General features: G+C 55.3%; 16 protein-coding genes. 11 read left to right on the forward strand and 5 right to left on the reverse strand.

All coding sequences use genetic code 11. The annotated features are described in order from the left end of the window. Positions 1-36: 36 nt before the first annotated feature. On the forward strand, positions 37-927 hold the full coding sequence (fdhE, locus tag GM154_RS23225) for a formate dehydrogenase accessory protein FdhE (RefSeq protein WP_219653543.1): 891 nt from the start codon (positions 37-39) through the stop codon (positions 925-927). Between the two features lie 53 nt (positions 928-980). On the opposite strand, the gene guaD is transcribed toward fdhE, so the two are convergent. From guaD to GM154_RS23245, 4 genes are all read right to left on the reverse strand, one after another. Beyond that, a complete protein-coding gene (guaD, locus tag GM154_RS23230; protein WP_219653525.1) occupies positions 981-2,279 on the reverse strand; it encodes a guanine deaminase in 1,299 nt (432 codons plus the stop codon). Positions 2,280-2,386: 107 nt separating this feature from the next. Further along, the gene (gene xdhC, locus GM154_RS23235; RefSeq protein ID WP_219653526.1) at positions 2,387-3,220 is read right to left on the reverse strand and encodes a xanthine dehydrogenase accessory protein XdhC; all 834 of its coding nucleotides are present in this window, start codon (positions 3,218-3,220) and stop codon (positions 2,387-2,389) included. 565 nt (positions 3,221-3,785) lie between these two features. Then, positions 3,786-4,019, reverse strand: a complete 234-nt coding sequence (locus GM154_RS23240; protein ID WP_083848848.1) for a DUF1272 domain-containing protein — start codon at positions 4,017-4,019, stop codon at positions 3,786-3,788. Next, positions 4,012-5,031, reverse strand: a complete 1,020-nt coding sequence (locus tag GM154_RS23245; protein WP_219653527.1) for a GlxA family transcriptional regulator — start codon at positions 5,029-5,031, stop codon at positions 4,012-4,014. The genes GM154_RS23240 and GM154_RS23245 overlap by 8 nt, the downstream gene beginning before the upstream one ends. A 152-nt stretch (positions 5,032-5,183) precedes the next feature. Between GM154_RS23245 and scpB the strand changes: the two genes are divergently transcribed. Further along, a complete protein-coding gene (scpB, locus tag GM154_RS23250; protein ID WP_219653528.1) occupies positions 5,184-5,945 on the forward strand; it encodes an SMC-Scp complex subunit ScpB in 762 nt (253 codons plus the stop codon). 68 nt (positions 5,946-6,013) lie between these two features. On the opposite strand, the gene gap is transcribed toward scpB, so the two are convergent. Then, the gene (gene gap / locus GM154_RS23255; RefSeq protein WP_010798452.1) at positions 6,014-7,018 is read right to left on the reverse strand and encodes a type I glyceraldehyde-3-phosphate dehydrogenase; all 1,005 of its coding nucleotides are present in this window, start codon (positions 7,016-7,018) and stop codon (positions 6,014-6,016) included. A 135-nt stretch (positions 7,019-7,153) separates the two neighbouring features. On the opposite strand from gap, the gene edd reads away from it, so the two are divergent. From edd to GM154_RS23300, 9 genes are all read left to right on the forward strand, one after another. Then, the gene (edd, locus tag GM154_RS23260; RefSeq protein WP_219653529.1) at positions 7,154-8,980 is read left to right on the forward strand and encodes a phosphogluconate dehydratase; all 1,827 of its coding nucleotides are present in this window, start codon (positions 7,154-7,156) and stop codon (positions 8,978-8,980) included. Continuing rightward, a complete protein-coding gene (locus GM154_RS23265; protein ID WP_010798450.1) occupies positions 8,977-9,945 on the forward strand; it encodes a glucokinase in 969 nt (322 codons plus the stop codon). Before edd ends, GM154_RS23265 begins: the two co-directional genes overlap by 4 nt. An 86-nt stretch (positions 9,946-10,031) precedes the next feature. After that, entirely contained in the window at positions 10,032-10,769 is a 738-nt protein-coding gene (locus GM154_RS23270; protein ID WP_010798449.1) for a response regulator, read from the forward strand. Further along, the gene (locus GM154_RS23275) at positions 10,744-12,201 is read left to right on the forward strand and encodes an ATP-binding protein (protein ID WP_074826720.1); all 1,458 of its coding nucleotides are present in this window, start codon (positions 10,744-10,746) and stop codon (positions 12,199-12,201) included. The genes GM154_RS23270 and GM154_RS23275 overlap by 26 nt, the downstream gene beginning before the upstream one ends. 158 nt (positions 12,202-12,359) lie before the next feature. Further along, entirely contained in the window at positions 12,360-13,619 is a 1,260-nt protein-coding gene (locus GM154_RS23280; RefSeq protein ID WP_010798447.1) for an ABC transporter substrate-binding protein, read from the forward strand. A gap of 78 nt (positions 13,620-13,697) precedes the next feature. Further along, positions 13,698-14,627 carry a carbohydrate ABC transporter permease gene (locus GM154_RS23285; protein WP_010798446.1) on the forward strand — a complete coding sequence of 310 codons (930 nt, stop codon included), beginning with the start codon at positions 13,698-13,700 and terminating at the stop codon, positions 14,625-14,627. After that, entirely contained in the window at positions 14,620-15,465 is an 846-nt protein-coding gene (locus tag GM154_RS23290) for a carbohydrate ABC transporter permease (protein ID WP_010798445.1), read from the forward strand. Before GM154_RS23285 ends, GM154_RS23290 begins: the two co-directional genes overlap by 8 nt. An 8-nt stretch (positions 15,466-15,473) precedes the next feature. Next, positions 15,474-16,577, forward strand: a complete 1,104-nt coding sequence (locus GM154_RS23295; RefSeq protein ID WP_219653530.1) for an ABC transporter ATP-binding protein — start codon at positions 15,474-15,476, stop codon at positions 16,575-16,577. A 9-nt stretch (positions 16,578-16,586) separates the two neighbouring features. After that, positions 16,587-17,498: a carbohydrate kinase gene (locus tag GM154_RS23300; RefSeq protein WP_219653531.1), complete on the forward strand. Its 912-nt coding sequence runs from the start codon at positions 16,587-16,589 to the stop codon at positions 17,496-17,498. Positions 17,499-17,503: the final 5 nt, after the last annotated feature.

Below are 17,503 nucleotides of genomic sequence, written 5' to 3' on the forward strand. Positions count from 1 at the left end.
GCCACTCACCAATATGGGACCTCGCCGACGGGGATCATGGATCCGGCTCCCGTTGTACCGCCTAAAAAGCAGGTATTTGCCATGCGGGCACGAAGGCTCAAGGAGCTTTCTGAGAAAGTCGAGCCGCTCAGCGGGTTCTTGCTGTTCATGTCGCAGCTCGTCAAAGCGCAGGACATTGTCTTGAACGAGCATGAAGCCAGTTGGCTACCTGATCCAAGCGCTTTCACGCTGGCGCTGGAGCATGGTATGCCGCCGCTTGGAATCAATGCTTTGCGTCGTGACATTGATTGGCAGGCTGAGCTGAACGCATTGCTTGATACGCTTGAGCTCCACGTGGCCGATAAGCAGCGTGAGCTTTTGACTGCACTGCGTCATCTGGACCATGAGACAAGGGAAGCACTGGCGGACGATATTCTGGATGGCCGTCCAGGCCCTGTAGAGCATCGTGCCTTGCTTCCTTTTATCTCGGCAGCATTGCAGATCGCCTGGGTTCGTCTTACACAGTGTCTATCTTCGCCACCTAAAAGGCCGTCCGGTAATGCACGAACGATTTGTCCATGCTGCGGGTCGGCTCCTGTCGCCAGTATCATTCATGCTGATCGAGACCGCAGTGGCGTACGCTATTTGCACTGTGGTCTGTGTTCGACTGAATGGCATCTGGAGCGCAGCAAGTGCAGCGTGTGCGGGGAAGGCCGTACGGTGAAGTACCTGAGCCTCGAAGATGAGCAAGGCAAAGCGCCGGTGGCTGCGCAGGCGGAAACATGTAGCGACTGCAACAGCTATCTCAAGATTGTAACCAAAGAGTTCAATCTGGGAGCGGAACCAATGGCGGATGATCTGGCTAGCCTTATGCTGGATATGAAGCTTGCAGAAGAAGGGCAATTTGATCGAAGCGGATTCAACCCGCTGCTGATCGTAGGTGAATAACCATTTGCCCTTAACAAAAGGCCGGCTTTCTAGCCGGCCTTTTCATTGGCGCCTTAGCGCTGATGAACCTTCACACCCATGGCGTAGGTTTCCTTAACGGTTCGATCATCACCCAGCATCATCAAGGCGAACAGTTTTTCTTCCAGCGACTTGGCCTGCTTCAGGCGATAACTCAGCAGAGGTGTTGCATGGTAGTCAAGCACCACGAAGTCTGCGTCGTTACCCTGAGCGAAGCTACCAATCCTATCCTCCAGGCGTAATGCACGAGCTCCGCCTAGCGTAGCAAGGTAAAAGGCCTTGAACGGGTGCAGTTTTTCGCCTTGCAACTGCATAACCTTGTACGCCTCGTTGACCGTCTGCAGCATCGAGAAACTTGTGCCGGCACCAACGTCCGTGCCCAGGCCAACGTTCACCTTATACTGCTCAAGTTGTGGCAGTTTGAAAAGGCCGCTACCCAGGAACAGATTCGAAGTAGGGCAGAAGGCTACGGCTGATCCAGTCTCACTCAAGCGGGCACATTCTTCATCGCAAAGGTGTACACCGTGTGCAAACACCGATCGTTTACCTAGCAGCTGATAATGATCGTAGACATCAAGATAACCGCTGCGCTCGGGGAAAAGCGACTTTACCCATTCGATTTCCTTGATGTTTTCGGAAAGGTGCGTGTGCAGGTAGATATCCGGATATTCCCCAAGCAACTGGCCTGCAAGAGTTAGCTGCTCTGGCGTGCTCGTTGGTGCAAAGCGCGGTGTCACGGCATAGTGCAGGCGGCCTTTGCCATGCCAGCGCTCGATCAGCTCCTTGCTGTCTGCATAGCCGGACTCCGGAGTATCTATCAGAAAGTCGGGAGCATTTCGATCCATCAGGACCTTGCCGGCGATCATGCGCAAATTGAGCTTTTCGGCCGCTTCGAAGAATGCCTCTACAGACTGCTTGTGTACAGTGCCAAACACCAGAGCAGTTGTGGTGCCGTTACGTAACAGCTCCTTGAGGAAAATATCGGCGACTTCCGCCGCTTTGGCTGAGTCAGCAAACGCTCCCTCGGCCGGGAAGGTGTAGTTGTTTAACCAGTCCAGCAACTGCTCGCCATAGGACGCGATGATTCCTGTCTGTGGGTAATGGATGTGCGTGTCGATAAAGCCTGGTGTAATCAGCGCATCCGGGTGCTCAATCACCTCGGTTCCTTCAGGCAGTACGGGCAACAGCGTGGCTGCGTTTCCCATTGCATCGATGCGACCATCAGTTACGACCAGCAATCCGTCTTCAACGAACTCACAGGCAGCCTCAATGCCGACGTCATTCGGATCGGCAACGCAGTGGAGCAGAGCGGCACGGTAGGCTTGAGTAGTCATATCCCTTCTTAATCATCCAGTGTGTTAACGGTAGACAGGTCAAGCATGCAACCTGTCGCGCACGATCAACCACTGCAAGGTCGACAATTCAAACCCGCGCGACATTATTAGGAATGGTTATGTGTCGGCTGAACGAGACGCAGTGGAGAGGCTTCTTGTAGCGTAGCCTGTGCGCTATAGGTCGCGATAACTTCTCCCGCTACAGAGATCGCAATTTCCGCAGGAAGTTTACCTTTAATCTGCGGGATTCCCAGAGGGCAACGTACGCGATTGATCTGTTCGGTTGTAAAACCTTTGGTTGCAAGGTGATGCTGAAACTTCGCCCACTTGGTTTTTGAGCCTATCAGTCCGTAATAGCCAAAATCGTTACGGGTCAGGATGCGCTCGGTCAGCTCAAGGTCTAACGGATGATTATGCGTCATGACGATAAAGTAGGTGCCGCCTGGCATGGCGTCTACTTCATCCAGAGGTTCGTCCGTAACGATTTTGGTAACTCCCCTAGGAAGAGTGTCTGGAAACTCCCGAACACGTGAGTCGATCCAGCGTATCTCGCATGGCAGGCTGGCTAGTAGTGGTACTAGAGCACGCGCCACATGTCCATTACCAAACACGGCGACGTGCACCGTGTGCTGGCCCATGGGCTCAAACAGCAATGCTGTGGCTTCCGTGCCGCATGGTTCCTGACGTTCACCCAGCGCAAACCGTTCGATGCGCGGCTCGCGTATTCCTTCCTTGAGCATCTGCCGCGCAATCTCGATGGCCTTGTACTCGAGGTGACCGCTGCCAATCGTCAGACGTAAACTATCGGCAGTGACTATCATTTTTGTCCCTGTAGTACGCGGCGTTGAGCCTTTCTCTTCAACAACGGTGACCAACACGCACGGAGTGCCCTGGGATTCAAAAGTGGCCAGCTCGGCTAACCAGCCCGTCTTTTCTTTCATGCATTTACCTGCTCAGTGGCGGGGTTTGCCGTGGAACAGGCCTCGGCCTGCTCCAGGCGTTTCGTCAGTTTCACGTCCTACAGTACATACTCGAGTGGGGAGGGCATCAACATTTGGGTGAATCCGGTAATCCGCTAGGCTGGCAACGGCGTCCTTTAATTTGTACCAGACAGCAATGCTTCATATGAAGGGCGGCTCGCCTACGGCGTAGGAGTGAGATACGGTTGCCCTCGGGCTCGATCTTCCACCGGCTTGATGCGGAAATCAGGGGGATATCCGTTATTGTAGGAATTTTGAGAGATATCTGACCGATATAGCCCCTGCGGATCAACTTTTCGAAGGCCGGCTGCTGTTCCTATATGCTACATAGCCGTTAGTGAAGGCAATATTTTCTTCGCGGACACCATAGTGCGAGCCGCAAATTCGACCAAGTGCTGGCGAATCCTGAATGCTGCGTTCTGCGCTATCTTGCCGCTCAAATTCGCTCCGCTCCGCTTGAGGCGGCGATAGCGTTGATGTACTAGGTATGGACCTTAAAAGCGTGTCCATTAGAAAGCCTGTATGGTTATCGGCAGGGCTGTGTCTTTCTGTTCAGGCTGGCAGGAAAGTGCGCCAGCTTTTGTGCCGGTCTGATCGGTCTTCTGACCAGTTCACCTCCACAGTTGGGGCAGCAGCCGTGCAGGTGACTCAAGGCGCATGTCTTGCAGAATGTGCACTCGAAAGAGCAAATGAATGCGTCGCTTGTGTCAGGTGGCAGGTCTTGATCACAGCATTCACAGTTAGGGCGTAGCTCAAGCATGATCAAGTCCTCGTATGGGGTCACCGAATCGGGCGCTATACGCCTGCGGGCTGACTGACAAATGTTTCTGAAACGTCCGGCGAAGGCTTTCCGGGTGGCCGAAGCCACAGAGGCGAGCAACGGTGCTGATTGAGGCTTGTGCATCATGTAGAAGTGCTCTGGCGGTCTCCAGGCGAACCTGTTCTACATAGCGTCCCGGAGTGATGCCCAACTCCCTGCCAAATGCACGCGACAAGGTGCGAGGCGTCATGTTGACCTGCTCTGCCAGACGCTCGATGGAAAGATCTTCCCCCAAATGCGCGGGTATCCAGTCCAACAATGCGGCCAAACGAGGAGTTCGGCTGGGCTCCGGCGAAAGACAGGCGCTGAACTGTGCCTGACCACCGGGACGACGTAAAAACATGACGAGTCTGCGCGCTACGCTTAATGCTGTAGGTCGATCCAGATCCGCTTCAACCAGGGCCAGCGCAAGGTCAATGCCTGCCGTAACACCGGCGGAAGTAAAGACATCGGCATAACCGTCCTGCCCGGCAGGATCGTAGGTATGCAGGCGGTCTCCCTCAACTTGTATGGCGGTGTAACGCTGCAACGCTTCCAGGTCAGCCCAGTGTGTCGTGGCGCGTCGGCCCTTCAGCAGTCCTGACTCAGCCAGGATCAGGGCGCCGGAGCAAACGGACCCCAGACGACGCAGGCGAGGCTGGCTCTGTTGCAGCCAGTCCAGCAGCTCGGTATGTCGACATTGCTGCTCGACGCCAATACCGCCAGGAACCAGTAGGGTATCGAGCTGCTCCGCAGGCATGCCACGCCAGGATTGATCCGCCACGATCTGAATGCCAGATGAGGTCATGATTGGGCCGGGCTGATCAGCCAGAAGACTTATCTGATAAGCCGGAGGCAGCCCTTGTCGCTGCCGTTCAACATTGGCAGAAGCAAAAACCTGCAACGGCCCGGTTACATCCAGGCTCATTACGTCTGGATAGAGAAGGCTGGCAACAACGCGGACGGCATTCATGGTTCATACTCTGGACGGATCAATCAAGTGTGCTGCGCGCTGTGTCTGTCTGCAATGACAAGTGCCCCACAGATATGGACATCTGGATAAGATCATCGGAAATTCTTCAGGGTGACTTCTGCTCTGGCAACAACCTCTTTAAGATGCGCGCCATGAATGTTTCCGACCCTAAAGAACTGGCGCCTCTGCTCGAAGCAATACTGCTGGCTGCCGGTAAACCGCTGACGCTGGAACGCCTCGCGGAACTCTTCGATGATTATGAACGGCCCGAGCCCAAGCAGTTACGCGATGGACTCGCTGTGCTGGCCGGCTCGTGCAAGAAGCGAGGTTTTGAGCTCAAGGAAGTGGCCAGCGGTTATCGCTTGCAGGTCAAGGAGCGGTATTCAACCTGGGTCGGTCGTCTTTGGGATGAGCGTCCGCCGCGTTATTCGAGAGCGCTTCTGGAAACCTTGGCGCTGATTGCCTACCGACAGCCAATCACCCGTGGTGAAATCGAAGAAGTGCGTGGTGTTGCAGTCAACAGCCAGATCGTCAAGACATTGCTTGAGCGCGAATGGATTCGCGTGGTTGGCTATCGTGATGTGCCGGGCCGCCCGGCCATGTTTGCCACTACCAGAGCGTTTCTGGATTATTTCAACCTGAAAAGCCTGGATGAGTTGCCAACGCTGGCCGCTATTCGGGAGATGGAGTTCGAGCCAGAACCTGTTCTCGACGATCACGCGCTGGCAGCAGAAGATGCGTCAGTCATGTCACCGGAGCCTGCCGAAACAACAGCCAAGCCGGCAGAGGAGACCAGTTTTCGGACATTACTGGCGGAGCTGGATGTCATGGAGACCGGACTCAAGATCGATTTTAACGATCTGCGTCTGGAAGAGGCCATCGATCCGATGGGAGAGGATCGGGAAGAGCAATGAGGCAATAGCCGCTATAATGAAAATCGGCCGGAGATGATCCGGCCGATTCGTCTGTGTCAGGTTCTGTGTTACGCCGGAGCGTTTACCAGTGCCTGACAGGTATCGAGCATACGGTTGGAGAATCCCCACTCGTTGTCGTACCAAGCCATGACCTTCACCAAATTGCCGGTGACCTTGGTGTGGTTGGCATCGAAGATTGAGGACAGCGGGTTATGGTTGAAGTCGATCGACACCAGTGGACGGTCGTTATAACCCAATACCGGCGAGGCTTCGCTGGCCGCTTTCATGAAGGCATTGATTGTCTTGGCATCTGCTGTCTTGGAAACCTGAATGGTCAGGTCGACCAGCGACACGTTGATAGTCGGCACACGTACAGCCATGCCGCTGAACTTACCGACCAGCTCTGGCAGCACCAGACCCACGGCTTCAGCCGCACCGGTCTTGGTTGGAATCATCGACTGAGTAGCCGAGCGGGCACGGAAGGGGTCGGAATGATAGACATCCGACAGGTTCTGGTCATTGGTATAGGCATGGATCGTGGTCATCAGACCATGCTCGATACCCAACTCACGGTTCAGGACCTGAGCGACCGGGGCCAGACAGTTGGTTGTGCAGGACGCATTGGAAATGATCTGGTGGGACTGACGCAGGATATTGTCATTCACACCATAAACAATTGTGGCGTCAACCTCCTTACCAGGTGCGGAGATAATGACCTTGGAAGCACCTGCGTCCAGGTGAGCCGCCGCCTTGCTGCGGCTGGTGAACAGACCGGTGCATTCGAACACCACGTCAACATTCAGGTCTTTCCAGGGAAGCTCTGCCGGATTTCGGATGGCGGATACCGCAATACGGTCGCCATTCACGGTCAGGCTGTTCTCATCAACGGAAATCTCAGCATTGAAACGATCATGCACGCTGTCGAATTCCAGGAGATGGGCATTAATGGACGCGTCACCCAAGTCATTGATGGCGACAACCTGCATATGCTGACGATAATTTCCGGAGTAAAGCGCACGAAGAACATTACGGCCGATACGCCCGAAACCATTGATAGCAATACGAATGCTCATATTTGAAACCTCGTTCTGGCAGGATTTGTTGTAAAAACAATTACACTATCGCGTATTTTGAGAGGAATAATAGCCACTCAGATCAAATTTGTTTTAAAAACAACAAATTTTTCGCCTGCCTGGAGAATCGGAACCATGCATCCTCGCGTCCTTGAAGTTACACAGCGTCTCATTGAGCGTAGCCGTCCTACGCGTACGCGCTACCTTGAAATGATCCGGGCAGCTGCGAGCGAAGGCCCTCAGCGTGCCAAGCTACAATGCGCCAACTTTGCCCACGGCGTAGCCGGATGCGGTCCTGCGGACAAGCAACGTCTGCGCCTTATGGATGAGGTTAACGTCGCTATCGTTTCGTCTTACAACGACATGTTGTCTGCGCACCAGCCTTACGAACATTTCCCCCAGATCATCAAAGATGCTCTGCGCGAAATAGGCTCCGTTGGTCAGTTCGCCGGTGGGGTGCCAGCCATGTGTGACGGCGTAACCCAGGGCGAAGCAGGCATGGAGCTCAGCCTGCTCAGCCGTGAAGTCATCGCAATGTCCACCGCTGTGGCACTGTCCCACAATATGTTCGATGCCGCATTGTGCCTGGGCATCTGCGACAAGATCATTCCTGGCCTGATGATTGGCTCTCTACGTTTTGGTCATTTGCCATTCGTTTTCGTGCCGGGTGGTCCAATGCCTTCAGGCATTTCCAACAAGGAAAAAGCCCGGGTACGCCAGTTGTTCGCCGAGGGTAAGGCAACCCGTGAGGAGTTGCTTGAGTCGGAAATGAAGTCTTATCACAGCCCGGGCACCTGCACGTTCTACGGTACAGCTAACACCAATCAGGTGGTTATGGAAGTGATGGGCCTGCATCTGCCAGGCTCGTCCTTTGTGAATCCTTATACGCCTTTGCGTGATGAGCTGACCCGTGAGGCGGCCCGTCAGGTAACGCGTATCACCCAGCAGAACGGTAATTTCATCCCGTTGGGCAAAATCGTTGACGAAAAAGCCATTATCAACTCGGTCGTGGCCTTGCATGCAACCGGTGGTTCTACCAACCATACCCTGCATATTCCCGCCATCGCACAGGCGGCTGGTATCGAACTAACTTGGCAGGATATGGCGGATCTGTCGGCTGTCGTTCCAACGCTGGCGCAGGTTTACCCCAACGGCAAGGCGGATGTGAACCATTTTCATGCGGCTGGTGGCACCAATTTCCTGATTCGCACCCTTTTGGATGCCGGTTTGCTGCATGAAGATGTGAACACCGTCATGGGTCATGGATTACGTCGTTACTTGCAGGAGCCATTCTTGGAGAATGGCACATTGACATGGCGTGAAGGACCTGTGGCGAGCTTGGATGAGGAAATCCTGCGTCCGGTCGAGCGCCCGTTCCGCCCTGAAGGTGGTTTGCGTGTGATGGATGGCAACCTTGGCCGTGGGGTCATGAAGGTATCTGCCGTAGCGCCTGATCACCAGATCGTAGAAGCGCCTGCTAGAGTATTTGCTGATCAAGCCGAGCTTGCTAATGCTTTCAAAGCAGGTGAGCTGGACCGCGATTTTGTAGCGGTGGTCCGCTTTCAAGGACCCAAGGCCCTTGGTATGCCGGAGTTACATAAGCTGACGCCTTACCTGGGCGTGTTGCAGGATCGAGGCTTTAAGGTCGCTCTGGTGACTGATGGACGTATGTCTGGAGCATCCGGCAAGGTGCCAGCGGCTATCCATGTATGCCCTGAGGCAATCGATGGCGGTCCGTTGTCGAAAGTACGTGACGGTGATCTGGTGCGTGTCAATGGACAAACCGGAGAGTTGATCGTGGTGGTTGATCCTGCCGAGTGGAATGCTCGGGAGCAGGTGGCGCCCCCGCAAGGCATGGGAATTGGAACGGGACGTGAACTCTTTGCGTTCATGCGGCAAGCAATGAGCACCGCCGAAAAGGGTGCGAGTGCATTTACATCCAGCCTGGAGGCGCTGAAATGAATTTGGCTTTGGTAGGGGATATCGGGGGCACGAATGCCCGTTTCGCATTGTGGCGTGACCAGCAGCTTGATGCGATCGAGGTGATGGCGTGTGCCGATTTCGAGCGTCCCGAAGATGCTGTGCGTGAATACCTCAAGCGTACCGGTGTCGCTCTTGACGATATCCACTCCGTATGTCTCGCCTGCGCGGGGCCGGTAGGCGAGGGTGACTTCCGTTTTACCAATAATCACTGGGTTATCAGCCGCGAGCGTTTCTGCGCTGAGCTTGGTCTGACTCACCTGCTTCTGATCAATGACTTCAGCTCAATGGCCTGGGCTGTAGCTAAGCTGGACAAAGCGCATTGCGTTCAGGTCCGTGAGGGAGCGGCGCATGCCAATCGGGCACGTCTGATCATCGGGCCGGGGACTGGCTTGGGTGTGGCCGGTCTGCTGCCGATCGGGGATGACCGCTGGATGGTACTTTCCAGCGAAGGCGGTCACGTTGATTTGCCGATCGGCACGCCACGTGAGTTCGAAATTTGGAAAATCTTGAAGCGCCAGTTTGGTAACCACGTGTCGGCGGAGCGTATTATTTCCGGCAATGGCCTGGTGAATCTCTACAAGGCCAGCTGTGAACTGGATGGCCGCGAAGAGAAGTGCGTGACCGCTGCCGAGATCTGTGAAATGGCGCTGTCCGGTGACGCCTATGCCGACGAGGTGCTGGAGCAGTTCTTCGTATGGCTGGGCCGTGTGGCTGGTAATGCTGCGCTGACCTTAGGTGCGTTGGGTGGCGTTTATATCGCCGGTGGAATTCTGCCGCGATTTGTTGAGCGCTTCCAGAACGGCGCCTTTGCCAAGGCGTTTGCGGACAAGGGTAAGACGAGCAGTGCCTACCTTCAGGATATTCCTGCCTGGCTGGTCACCGCCGAGTACCCTGGCTTGTTTGGCGCAGGGGTTGCCTTGCAGCAAAGCCTGAACGGTCAGTAATACCGCGTTTCACCTCTTGGCGTTCCCCCTGGTGTCGTGCATGCTTCGACACCAGGGCAATAATAAAAAAGACAAGGGATAACGCTATGACGCCGATGGGTAAATCCATCCTGCTGGTCGATGACGATCAGGACATTCGTGAGCTTCTTGAGGCTTATCTGAGCCGTGCCGGATTTAGCGTTCGGGCTGTGGCAGACGGCTACGGATTTCGTACTGCGCTTAAAGCCGAGCCGGCTGATCTTCTGATACTGGATGTTATGCTGCCGGGTGAGGACGGCTTCAGTCTTTGCCGTTGGGTCAGGGCGCTGAGTGGTTCCATCTCTCAAGTACCTATCATCATGCTGACTGCCAGCTCCGATGAGGCAGATCGTGTGATTGGCCTTGAATTGGGCGCTGACGATTACATTGGAAAACCATTCAGTCCGCGGGAATTACAGGCGCGGATCAAAGCGCTTCTCCGGCGCGCAGGTTTTGGTGACGCCAAGTCGGGACACACATTGGTGTTTGATGAATGGCGTCTTGATACTGTCACGCACAGGCTGTTCCACCAGGACGGAGAAGAGGTCATTCTGTCCGGCGCTGATTTCACTCTGCTCAAACTGTTTCTAGATCATCCCCAGCAAATACTTGACCGTGACACGATTGCCAACGCGACGCGGGGGCGTGAAGTCATGCCGCTTGACCGCATCGTGGACATGGCCGTCAGCCGCTTGCGTCAACGGCTGCGTGACACCGGGAAATCGCCTCGACTGATTCGCACGGTACGCGGCAGTGGCTACCTTCTGGCGGCGCAGGTGCATGGCCCGACCGCTGATGTTTTTTAAGGCACTCCAGCGGCTGGTACCGCACTCATTGTTGGGAAGAATGCTGTTGCTTACGCTGCTGGCGGTTCTGCTGGCCCAGGGCGTTTCCAGCCTCTTCTGGATATCGCACTTGCGTGCCAGCCGAATGGAAGGTCTGCTGAACGCTTCGCGCAGCCTTGGTTACTCCATTGCGGCCAGCGTGCGTTACTTCAGTCTGCTACCGCCGGCGTATCGTCCGGTAGTGCTGGAGCAGTTGCGTAATATGGGCGGTACACGGTTTTTCGTATCGCTTAATGAAAAGCCCTTGATCATGGAGCCGCTGCCCGATTCGCCTGGCAAGCAGGCGGTACTTCATGCTGTGGAGTCAGTCTTGCGGGAGCGTCTCGGCAATGGGATGCCGATGTATGTGGAGTTTGTCAGCCCCAAGCACCTGCGCCTGTTCAATGGCAATCTTTCCCTGGATGAGTTGCCACGCTCCTGGGCGCACTACGTCCTCAGCTTTGAACCACTAGATCCGCCCATTCTGGTCACCCAGATACGAATAGGTCCGGAGGAGTGGGTCTACATCGGGACACTGATGCCAGCCCCTTATCTCACCCTGGATGAGCCGTTCCTGCCTCTGCAGCAGGCTTGGTTCATCCTGTTCAGCAGCGCTTTTCTGCTCTTGTTCATCGGCCTGCTCATCCACTGGCAGAGCCGGCCGCTTAAACGTTTGTCGCAAGAGGCACGTGAGCTTTCGCTGGAGGCACAGGTTCAACCCCTTCCTGAAGTCGGGGCGAGTGAAATTCAGGAAGTCACACGCGCCTTCAACACCATGCGTGATCGTATCAGTCGATACCTGGCCGAGCGGGGCCAGCTTTTCAGTGCGATTTCCCATGATCTGCGGACCCCTATCACCCGGCTGCGGCTCCGTGCCGAGTTACTGGAGGATGAGGCATTGCAGGCGCGCTTCAATCGAGACCTTGACGAACTGGATCTGCTAGTCAAGGGAGCACTGCAGTGCGTCAAGGACACCGATATTCACGAAAACATCGAGTCGGTAGACCTCAATCTCCTGCTGAGCAATATCGTCGAGCCTTACCAGGCCGGTGAGCAGCCTCGAGCGACGTTGCAAGGTGAGGCGGTAGCTCTCTATCCCGGCAAGCCGCTGGCCTTGAAGCGCTGTATCGGCAATGTACTCGACAACGCGCTGAAATACGGTAATCGGGCGCACTTGACGGTGGAGGATGATGGCAAGGTATTCATGTTGCATGTCGACGATGAAGGCCCAGGGGTGCCAGAAAAGGATTTAGAGCAGGTTTTCGAACCGCATGTCCGCCTGACAGGTCAACAGCAGGGATACGGATTGGGGCTCGGGATTGCGCGTAATTTAGCCCATGCCCATGGGGGGGAGGTGGTCTTGCGCAATCGTCGGGAAGGGGGCCTGCGGGTCACGCTGACGTTGCCGCGCTAGAGGCGTCCTGAAACGAGTAGCGTAAAATTGTGATCGATATCTACAAAAGCCGCCTAATGTAACGGCATTGTGACATTAATGATTCCCTTCGTTACCCACGCTGGCCAAGGGCTGGCTAGACTCCGATCAGATTTATAAAAACAACAAGGTCACTGATCATGAAAGCACTCAATCGTCTCGCCCTCGCGGTTTCTTTGTCCTGCTTGAGCCAATTACCCCTAACCGCCCAGGCGGGTGAAGTGGAAGTCCTGCATTGGTGGACTTCAGGTGGTGAAGCTCGGGCTGTCGATACCCTCAAGCAAATGATGCAAAAGCAGGGCGATACCTGGAAGGATTTCGCGGTTGCCGGCGGTGCCGGTGAGGCCGCGATGACCGTTCTGAAAACCCGTGCGGTTTCTGGCAATCCTCCTTCTGCAGCACAGCTCAAAGGCCCCGACATTCAGGAGTGGGCTGACATGGGCTTTCTTACCAACCTGAACGACATCGCCAAGGCCGGAAAATGGGACAGCATCATGCCCAAGCGCATCGCTGAAACCATGCAGCATGATGGTGATTACGTCGCCGTTCCCGCCGGTGTTCATCGCATCAACTGGCTCTGGATAAACCCTGAGGCCTTCCAGAAAGCGGGCGCCAAGGTGCCAACGACGCTGGATGAGTTCTTCGAGGCTGCAGACAAGCTCAAGGCAGCAGGCATCATCCCGATTGCCCACGGCGGTCAGAACTGGCAGGACACCACCATTTTCGAGTCGCTGGTCATGGCCATGATGGGGCCAGAGGACTATCACAAGGCATTTGTCGAAACTGACGAAGACACTTTGCGCAGCGACAAAATGGTTGAAGTGTTCAAGACCTTCAAGCGTATTCGCAATTACATCGACCCAGATGCAGCGGGCCGTGACTGGAACCTGGCTACCGCCATGGTCATCAATGGCAAGGCCGGTATGCAGATTATGGGCGACTGGGCCAAGGCCGAGTTTACGGCTGCAAACAAGACTGCTGGCAAGGACTACCTGTGCGTAGTCATGCCGGGCACTCAGGGTGACTTCATCTACAACATCGATTCCCTGGCCATGTTCAAGCTCAAGGACGAGGCAAACAGGAAAGCCCAGGATGACTTGGCCCGTACTGTCATCGACAAGCCTTTCCAAGAAGTCTTCAACCTGAACAAAGGCTCGATTCCTGTTCGCAATGATATCGACATGGCGAAGTTCGATGACTGTGCCAAACAGTCCATGAAGGATTTCCAGGCAGCCAACGACTCGGGCAAAGCGGAGCCAAGCCTGGCGCATAGCATGGCCAACACCAGCTATATCCAGGGCGCTGTCTTCGATGTGATCACCAACTTCTTCAACGATCCAAGCGCCGACCCCAAAAAGGCGACCGAACAACTGGTCGCCTCCATCAAAGCGGCGCAGTAATGCAGTAAGGGCAGGGCGTTGCAAGACGCCCGGTCCTGATGCAAATACCAACCTACGGGTTGGATCAGGAGTTCTTCGATGTCTTTAAGCGAAGTGCAAATCATGCGCACAGGTACCAGCACGTCTGTACGAAAGCCTGACCGCCTCCAGAAATGGCTTCCCAAGCTGGTTCTGGCCCCTACCGCGGTGGCAATGATTGTTTGCCTGTACGGCTATATGCTGTGGACGGCCGTGATCTCATTGACTACGTCCCGCTTCATGCCGGTGTATAACTTTGCAGGTCTTGCCCAGTTTGAACGCCTACTGGCTAACGACCGTTGGCTGGTGGCCTGTAAAAACCTGGCCATCTTTGGCGGGATGTTTATCCTGCTTTGCCTGATCATCGGCGTGTTCTTCGCCATCCTGCTGGATCAACGCATCCGACGCGAAGGTTTTATCCGCACCATTTATCTTTATCCCATGGCGCTATCGATGATCGTTACCGGTACCGCCTGGAAGTGGCTGCTCAACCCAGGGTTAGGCCTGGACAAGCTCCTGCGCGACTGGGGATGGGAAGGTTTCCGCTTTGACTGGCTTGTTGATACGGATAGGGTCATCTATTGCTTGCTGATCGCTGCGATCTGGCAGGCCTCCGGCTTTGTCATGGCAATGTTCCTGGCCGGTTTACGCGGCGTGGATAGTGCCATCATTCGTGCCGCACAAATCGACGGAGCCTCGCTGCCCACGATTTATCTGCGCATCGTTCTACCCAGTTTGCGACCTGTTTTTTTCAGTGCCGTGATGATCCTGTCGCACATTGCGATCAAGAGCTTTGACTTGGTAATGGCCATGACCGCCGGTGGACCCGGTTATTCATCCGACCTTCCTGCGGTCTTCATGTATCAACACACCTTTACACGCGGGCAAATGGGCTTGGGGGCGGCCAGCTCCGTCCTGATGCTTGGCGCGGTGCTTGCCATCCTGGTGCCTTACCTTTATTCCGAACTGCGGAGCAAGCGTCATGGCTGATCTTTCCCACAGCAAGCGCTGGTCTTTCAACCGCATTGCAATTCACACTACGCTTCTGGTGGCTTGCGCTGTCTATCTCGTGCCACTGGTAGTCATGCTGTTAACCAGCTTCAAGACACCGGATGACGTGCGCACCGGTAACCTGCTGACGTTACCCGTAGACTGGACACTCATTGGCTGGATAAAGGCCTGGAGTACGGTTCACGAGTACTTCTGGAACTCCTTCATGATCACGGTTCCTGCCGTCATCATCTCGACTTTCATCGGTGCGCTTAACGGCTACGCCTTGTCGAAGTGGAGCTTCAAGGGCTCGAACGTATTGTTCAGCATGCTGCTGTTCGGCTGCTTCATCCCGTTCCAGGTCATTCTGTTACCAATGTCATTCACCTTGGGCAAGCTGGGTCTGGCCAATACCACGACCGGACTCGTGCTGGTTCACGTCATCTACGGTCTGGCCTTCACAACGCTTTTCTTCCGGAACTATTACGTCGGTATTCCGGATGCCCTGATCAAGGCGGCACGTCTCGATGGTGCAGGCTTCTTCACCATCTTCTGGAAGATCCTGCTGCCGCTTTCCACCCCTATCGTGATGGTAAGCCTGATCTGGCAATTCACTCAGGTCTGGAATGACTTTCTGTTTGGCGTAGTGTTCGCCAGCGGCTCTGCGCAGCCGATTACGGTAGCGCTCAACAACCTCGTCAATACCAGTACCGGGGCCAAGGAATACAACGTTGATATGGCCGCTGCGATGATTGCGGCGCTGCCGACACTGCTCGTTTACATCTTCGCCGGCAAGTATTTCGTCCGTGGTCTGACCTCGGGCGTCGTCAAAGGATAAGAACAATCATGGCCGCACTAGAACTTAAAAATGTCCGCAAGACCTACGGCAACGCTGCTCAGGAAGCGCTTAAAGGTATCAACATCAGTATCGAGACCGGGCAGTTCCTGATCCTGGTTGGTCCTTCCGGTTGCGGTAAGTCTACGCTGATGAATGCCATCGCTGGCCTGGAAGATATTTCCAGCGGGGCCATCATGCTGGGTGGTGAGGATGTCACTACGGTCGAGCCCAAGGACCGCGATATCGCCATGGTATTTCAATCCTATGCGTTGTATCCGACCATGACAGTGCGGGAAAACATCGCCTTTGGGTTGAAGATCCGCAAGACACCTGCTGACCAGATCGCGGCGGAAGTGGACCGTGTCGCCAAGCTTTTGCAGATCGAGCATCTGCTCGAGCGCAAACCCTCGCAGCTATCCGGTGGGCAACAACAACGTGTCGCCATGGGACGCGCACTGGCGCGCCGCCCCAAGCTCTACCTGTTCGATGAGCCGCTCTCAAACCTTGATGCAAAGTTGCGTGTGGAAATGCGCACCGAGATCAAGCTCATGCATCAGCGGCTCAAAACCACAACGGTCTACGTTACCCACGATCAGATCGAAGCCATGACGCTGGGCGATCGTGTCGCAGTCATGAAAGACGGTGAAGTTCAGCAGTTTGGTACCCCCCAGGAAATCTACAACAATCCTGCCAACCTCTTTGTGGCCAGCTTTATTGGCTCTCCGCCAATGAACTTTATTCCTGTTGCGCTGGAGCAGGAAAGTGGGCGCCCTGTGGTGCGTTTGCAGGGGCACGGCGAGCGCACCGCTATTGCTCTACCCATGCTTCAAACCGCTTTGGCAGACGGTCGCGAAGCAATTTTAGGGATTCGGCCTGAGCAAATCTGTATTCGCAGTGGTCAGATCGGCGATTTGCCATTGGTTAGCGCCCGAGTGCAGGTCGTGGAGCCAACAGGTCCCGACACTCTGGTTTATGTCGAGGTCAATGGCGTCCAGGTGTGTTGCCGAGTAGCGCCAGTCGACACTCCTGAAATCGGATCAATCGTAACGCTAGAGCTTGATGTAGAGCGTCTCGTATTATTCGAACCTGCTTCAGGTGCTCGTATCGCTTAGGAGAAAGTTATGACATTGCCACGTGTGGTGGTTTTTGGAGAGGCCTTGACCGATCTGGTCCAGCATTCACCCGGACAGTGGCAAGGCCATCCAGGCGGTGCACCGTGGAATGTTGCCCGGACGCTGGCGCGTCTGGGCGTACCCGCTGCGTTTGCGGGGTCAATCAGCCTGGATTCTCTAGGCGATGAGATTCATGAGCAGTCTCAGGTGTCCGGACTGGATATGCGTTTTCTGCAGCGGGTCGAAGCTGATCCGCTTGTGGCAGTAGTGCCGTCCAGCAATCCACCTCGGTATTTCTTTGCTGGGGAGGCGGATCTAGCCTTTGATCCGGATGCGTTGCCGCAAGGCTGGCTCGAGGCTGCTGAACTCTGCCACTTCAGCTGCATCAGTCTGGCCCGTGAGCCGTTGGCTTCCAAACTGCTTGAACAGGCAGAAAAGGCCAAGGCAGCAGGTAAACGTATCAGCTACGACCCCAACTGGCGAAACCTGATGGGCGATGACTACTGTCGTCGTATCTTTCCAACCCTTGTGAGGCTGGCAGACGACATCAAGCTTTCTGACGAAGACCTGGAAAATATCTATCCCGGACTAACGCCTGAACAGGGCTTGAGCCGCCTGCGAGACATGAATCCAGAGGCCAACATCCTCTATACGCAGGGTGCCAAGGGTATCACGCTGCTTTCCAGCCAGGGGGAGTGGACTCAGCCTGGTATTCCGATTCATGTGGCGGACACCGTAGGTGCCGGTGACGCCTGTATGGCGGGGTGGTTGGCGTCAGGGATCATTTCAAGCGCATCACTGGAAGAGCGACTACTTTTCGCAGCTGCCTGTGCCTCGGTGTCTTGCCAGAAATCGGGGGCCTATGCGCCGACGCTTGATGACGTTCGCGCCATGATGGCGACTTCGCCGCTTCCTGCCTAAGGGAC

The sequence above is a fragment of the Pseudomonas sp. MAG002Y genome (assembly GCF_019400845.1).
Taxonomy (GTDB): domain Bacteria; phylum Pseudomonadota; class Gammaproteobacteria; order Pseudomonadales; family Pseudomonadaceae; genus Chryseomonas; species Chryseomonas luteola.

What these genes read in the sequence shown, in the direction of transcription:
- fdhE (WP_219653543.1), top strand. Translation starts at nt 37, where the DNA reads ATGGATCCGGCTCCCGTTGTACCGCCTAAAAAGCAGGTATTTGCCATG.
- guaD (WP_219653525.1), bottom strand. Translation starts at nt 2,279, where the DNA reads ATGACTACTCAAGCCTACCGTGCCGCTCTGCTCCACTGCGTTGCCGAT.
- xdhC (WP_219653526.1), bottom strand. Translation starts at nt 3,220, where the DNA reads ATGAAAGAAAAGACGGGCTGGTTAGCCGAGCTGGCCACTTTTGAATCC.
- GM154_RS23240 (WP_083848848.1), bottom strand. Translation starts at nt 4,019, where the DNA reads ATGCTTGAGCTACGCCCTAACTGTGAATGCTGTGATCAAGACCTGCCA.
- GM154_RS23245 (WP_219653527.1), bottom strand. Translation starts at nt 5,031, where the DNA reads ATGAATGCCGTCCGCGTTGTTGCCAGCCTTCTCTATCCAGACGTAATG.
- scpB (WP_219653528.1), top strand. Translation starts at nt 5,184, where the DNA reads ATGAATGTTTCCGACCCTAAAGAACTGGCGCCTCTGCTCGAAGCAATA.
- gap (WP_010798452.1), bottom strand. Translation starts at nt 7,018, where the DNA reads ATGAGCATTCGTATTGCTATCAATGGTTTCGGGCGTATCGGCCGTAAT.
- edd (WP_219653529.1), top strand. Translation starts at nt 7,154, where the DNA reads ATGCATCCTCGCGTCCTTGAAGTTACACAGCGTCTCATTGAGCGTAGC.
- GM154_RS23265 (WP_010798450.1), top strand. Translation starts at nt 8,977, where the DNA reads ATGAATTTGGCTTTGGTAGGGGATATCGGGGGCACGAATGCCCGTTTC.
- GM154_RS23270 (WP_010798449.1), top strand. Translation starts at nt 10,032, where the DNA reads ATGACGCCGATGGGTAAATCCATCCTGCTGGTCGATGACGATCAGGAC.
- GM154_RS23275 (WP_074826720.1), top strand. Translation starts at nt 10,744, where the DNA reads ATGGCCCGACCGCTGATGTTTTTTAAGGCACTCCAGCGGCTGGTACCG.
- GM154_RS23280 (WP_010798447.1), top strand. Translation starts at nt 12,360, where the DNA reads ATGAAAGCACTCAATCGTCTCGCCCTCGCGGTTTCTTTGTCCTGCTTG.
- GM154_RS23285 (WP_010798446.1), top strand. Translation starts at nt 13,698, where the DNA reads ATGTCTTTAAGCGAAGTGCAAATCATGCGCACAGGTACCAGCACGTCT.
- GM154_RS23290 (WP_010798445.1), top strand. Translation starts at nt 14,620, where the DNA reads ATGGCTGATCTTTCCCACAGCAAGCGCTGGTCTTTCAACCGCATTGCA.
- GM154_RS23295 (WP_219653530.1), top strand. Translation starts at nt 15,474, where the DNA reads ATGGCCGCACTAGAACTTAAAAATGTCCGCAAGACCTACGGCAACGCT.
- GM154_RS23300 (WP_219653531.1), top strand. Translation starts at nt 16,587, where the DNA reads ATGACATTGCCACGTGTGGTGGTTTTTGGAGAGGCCTTGACCGATCTG.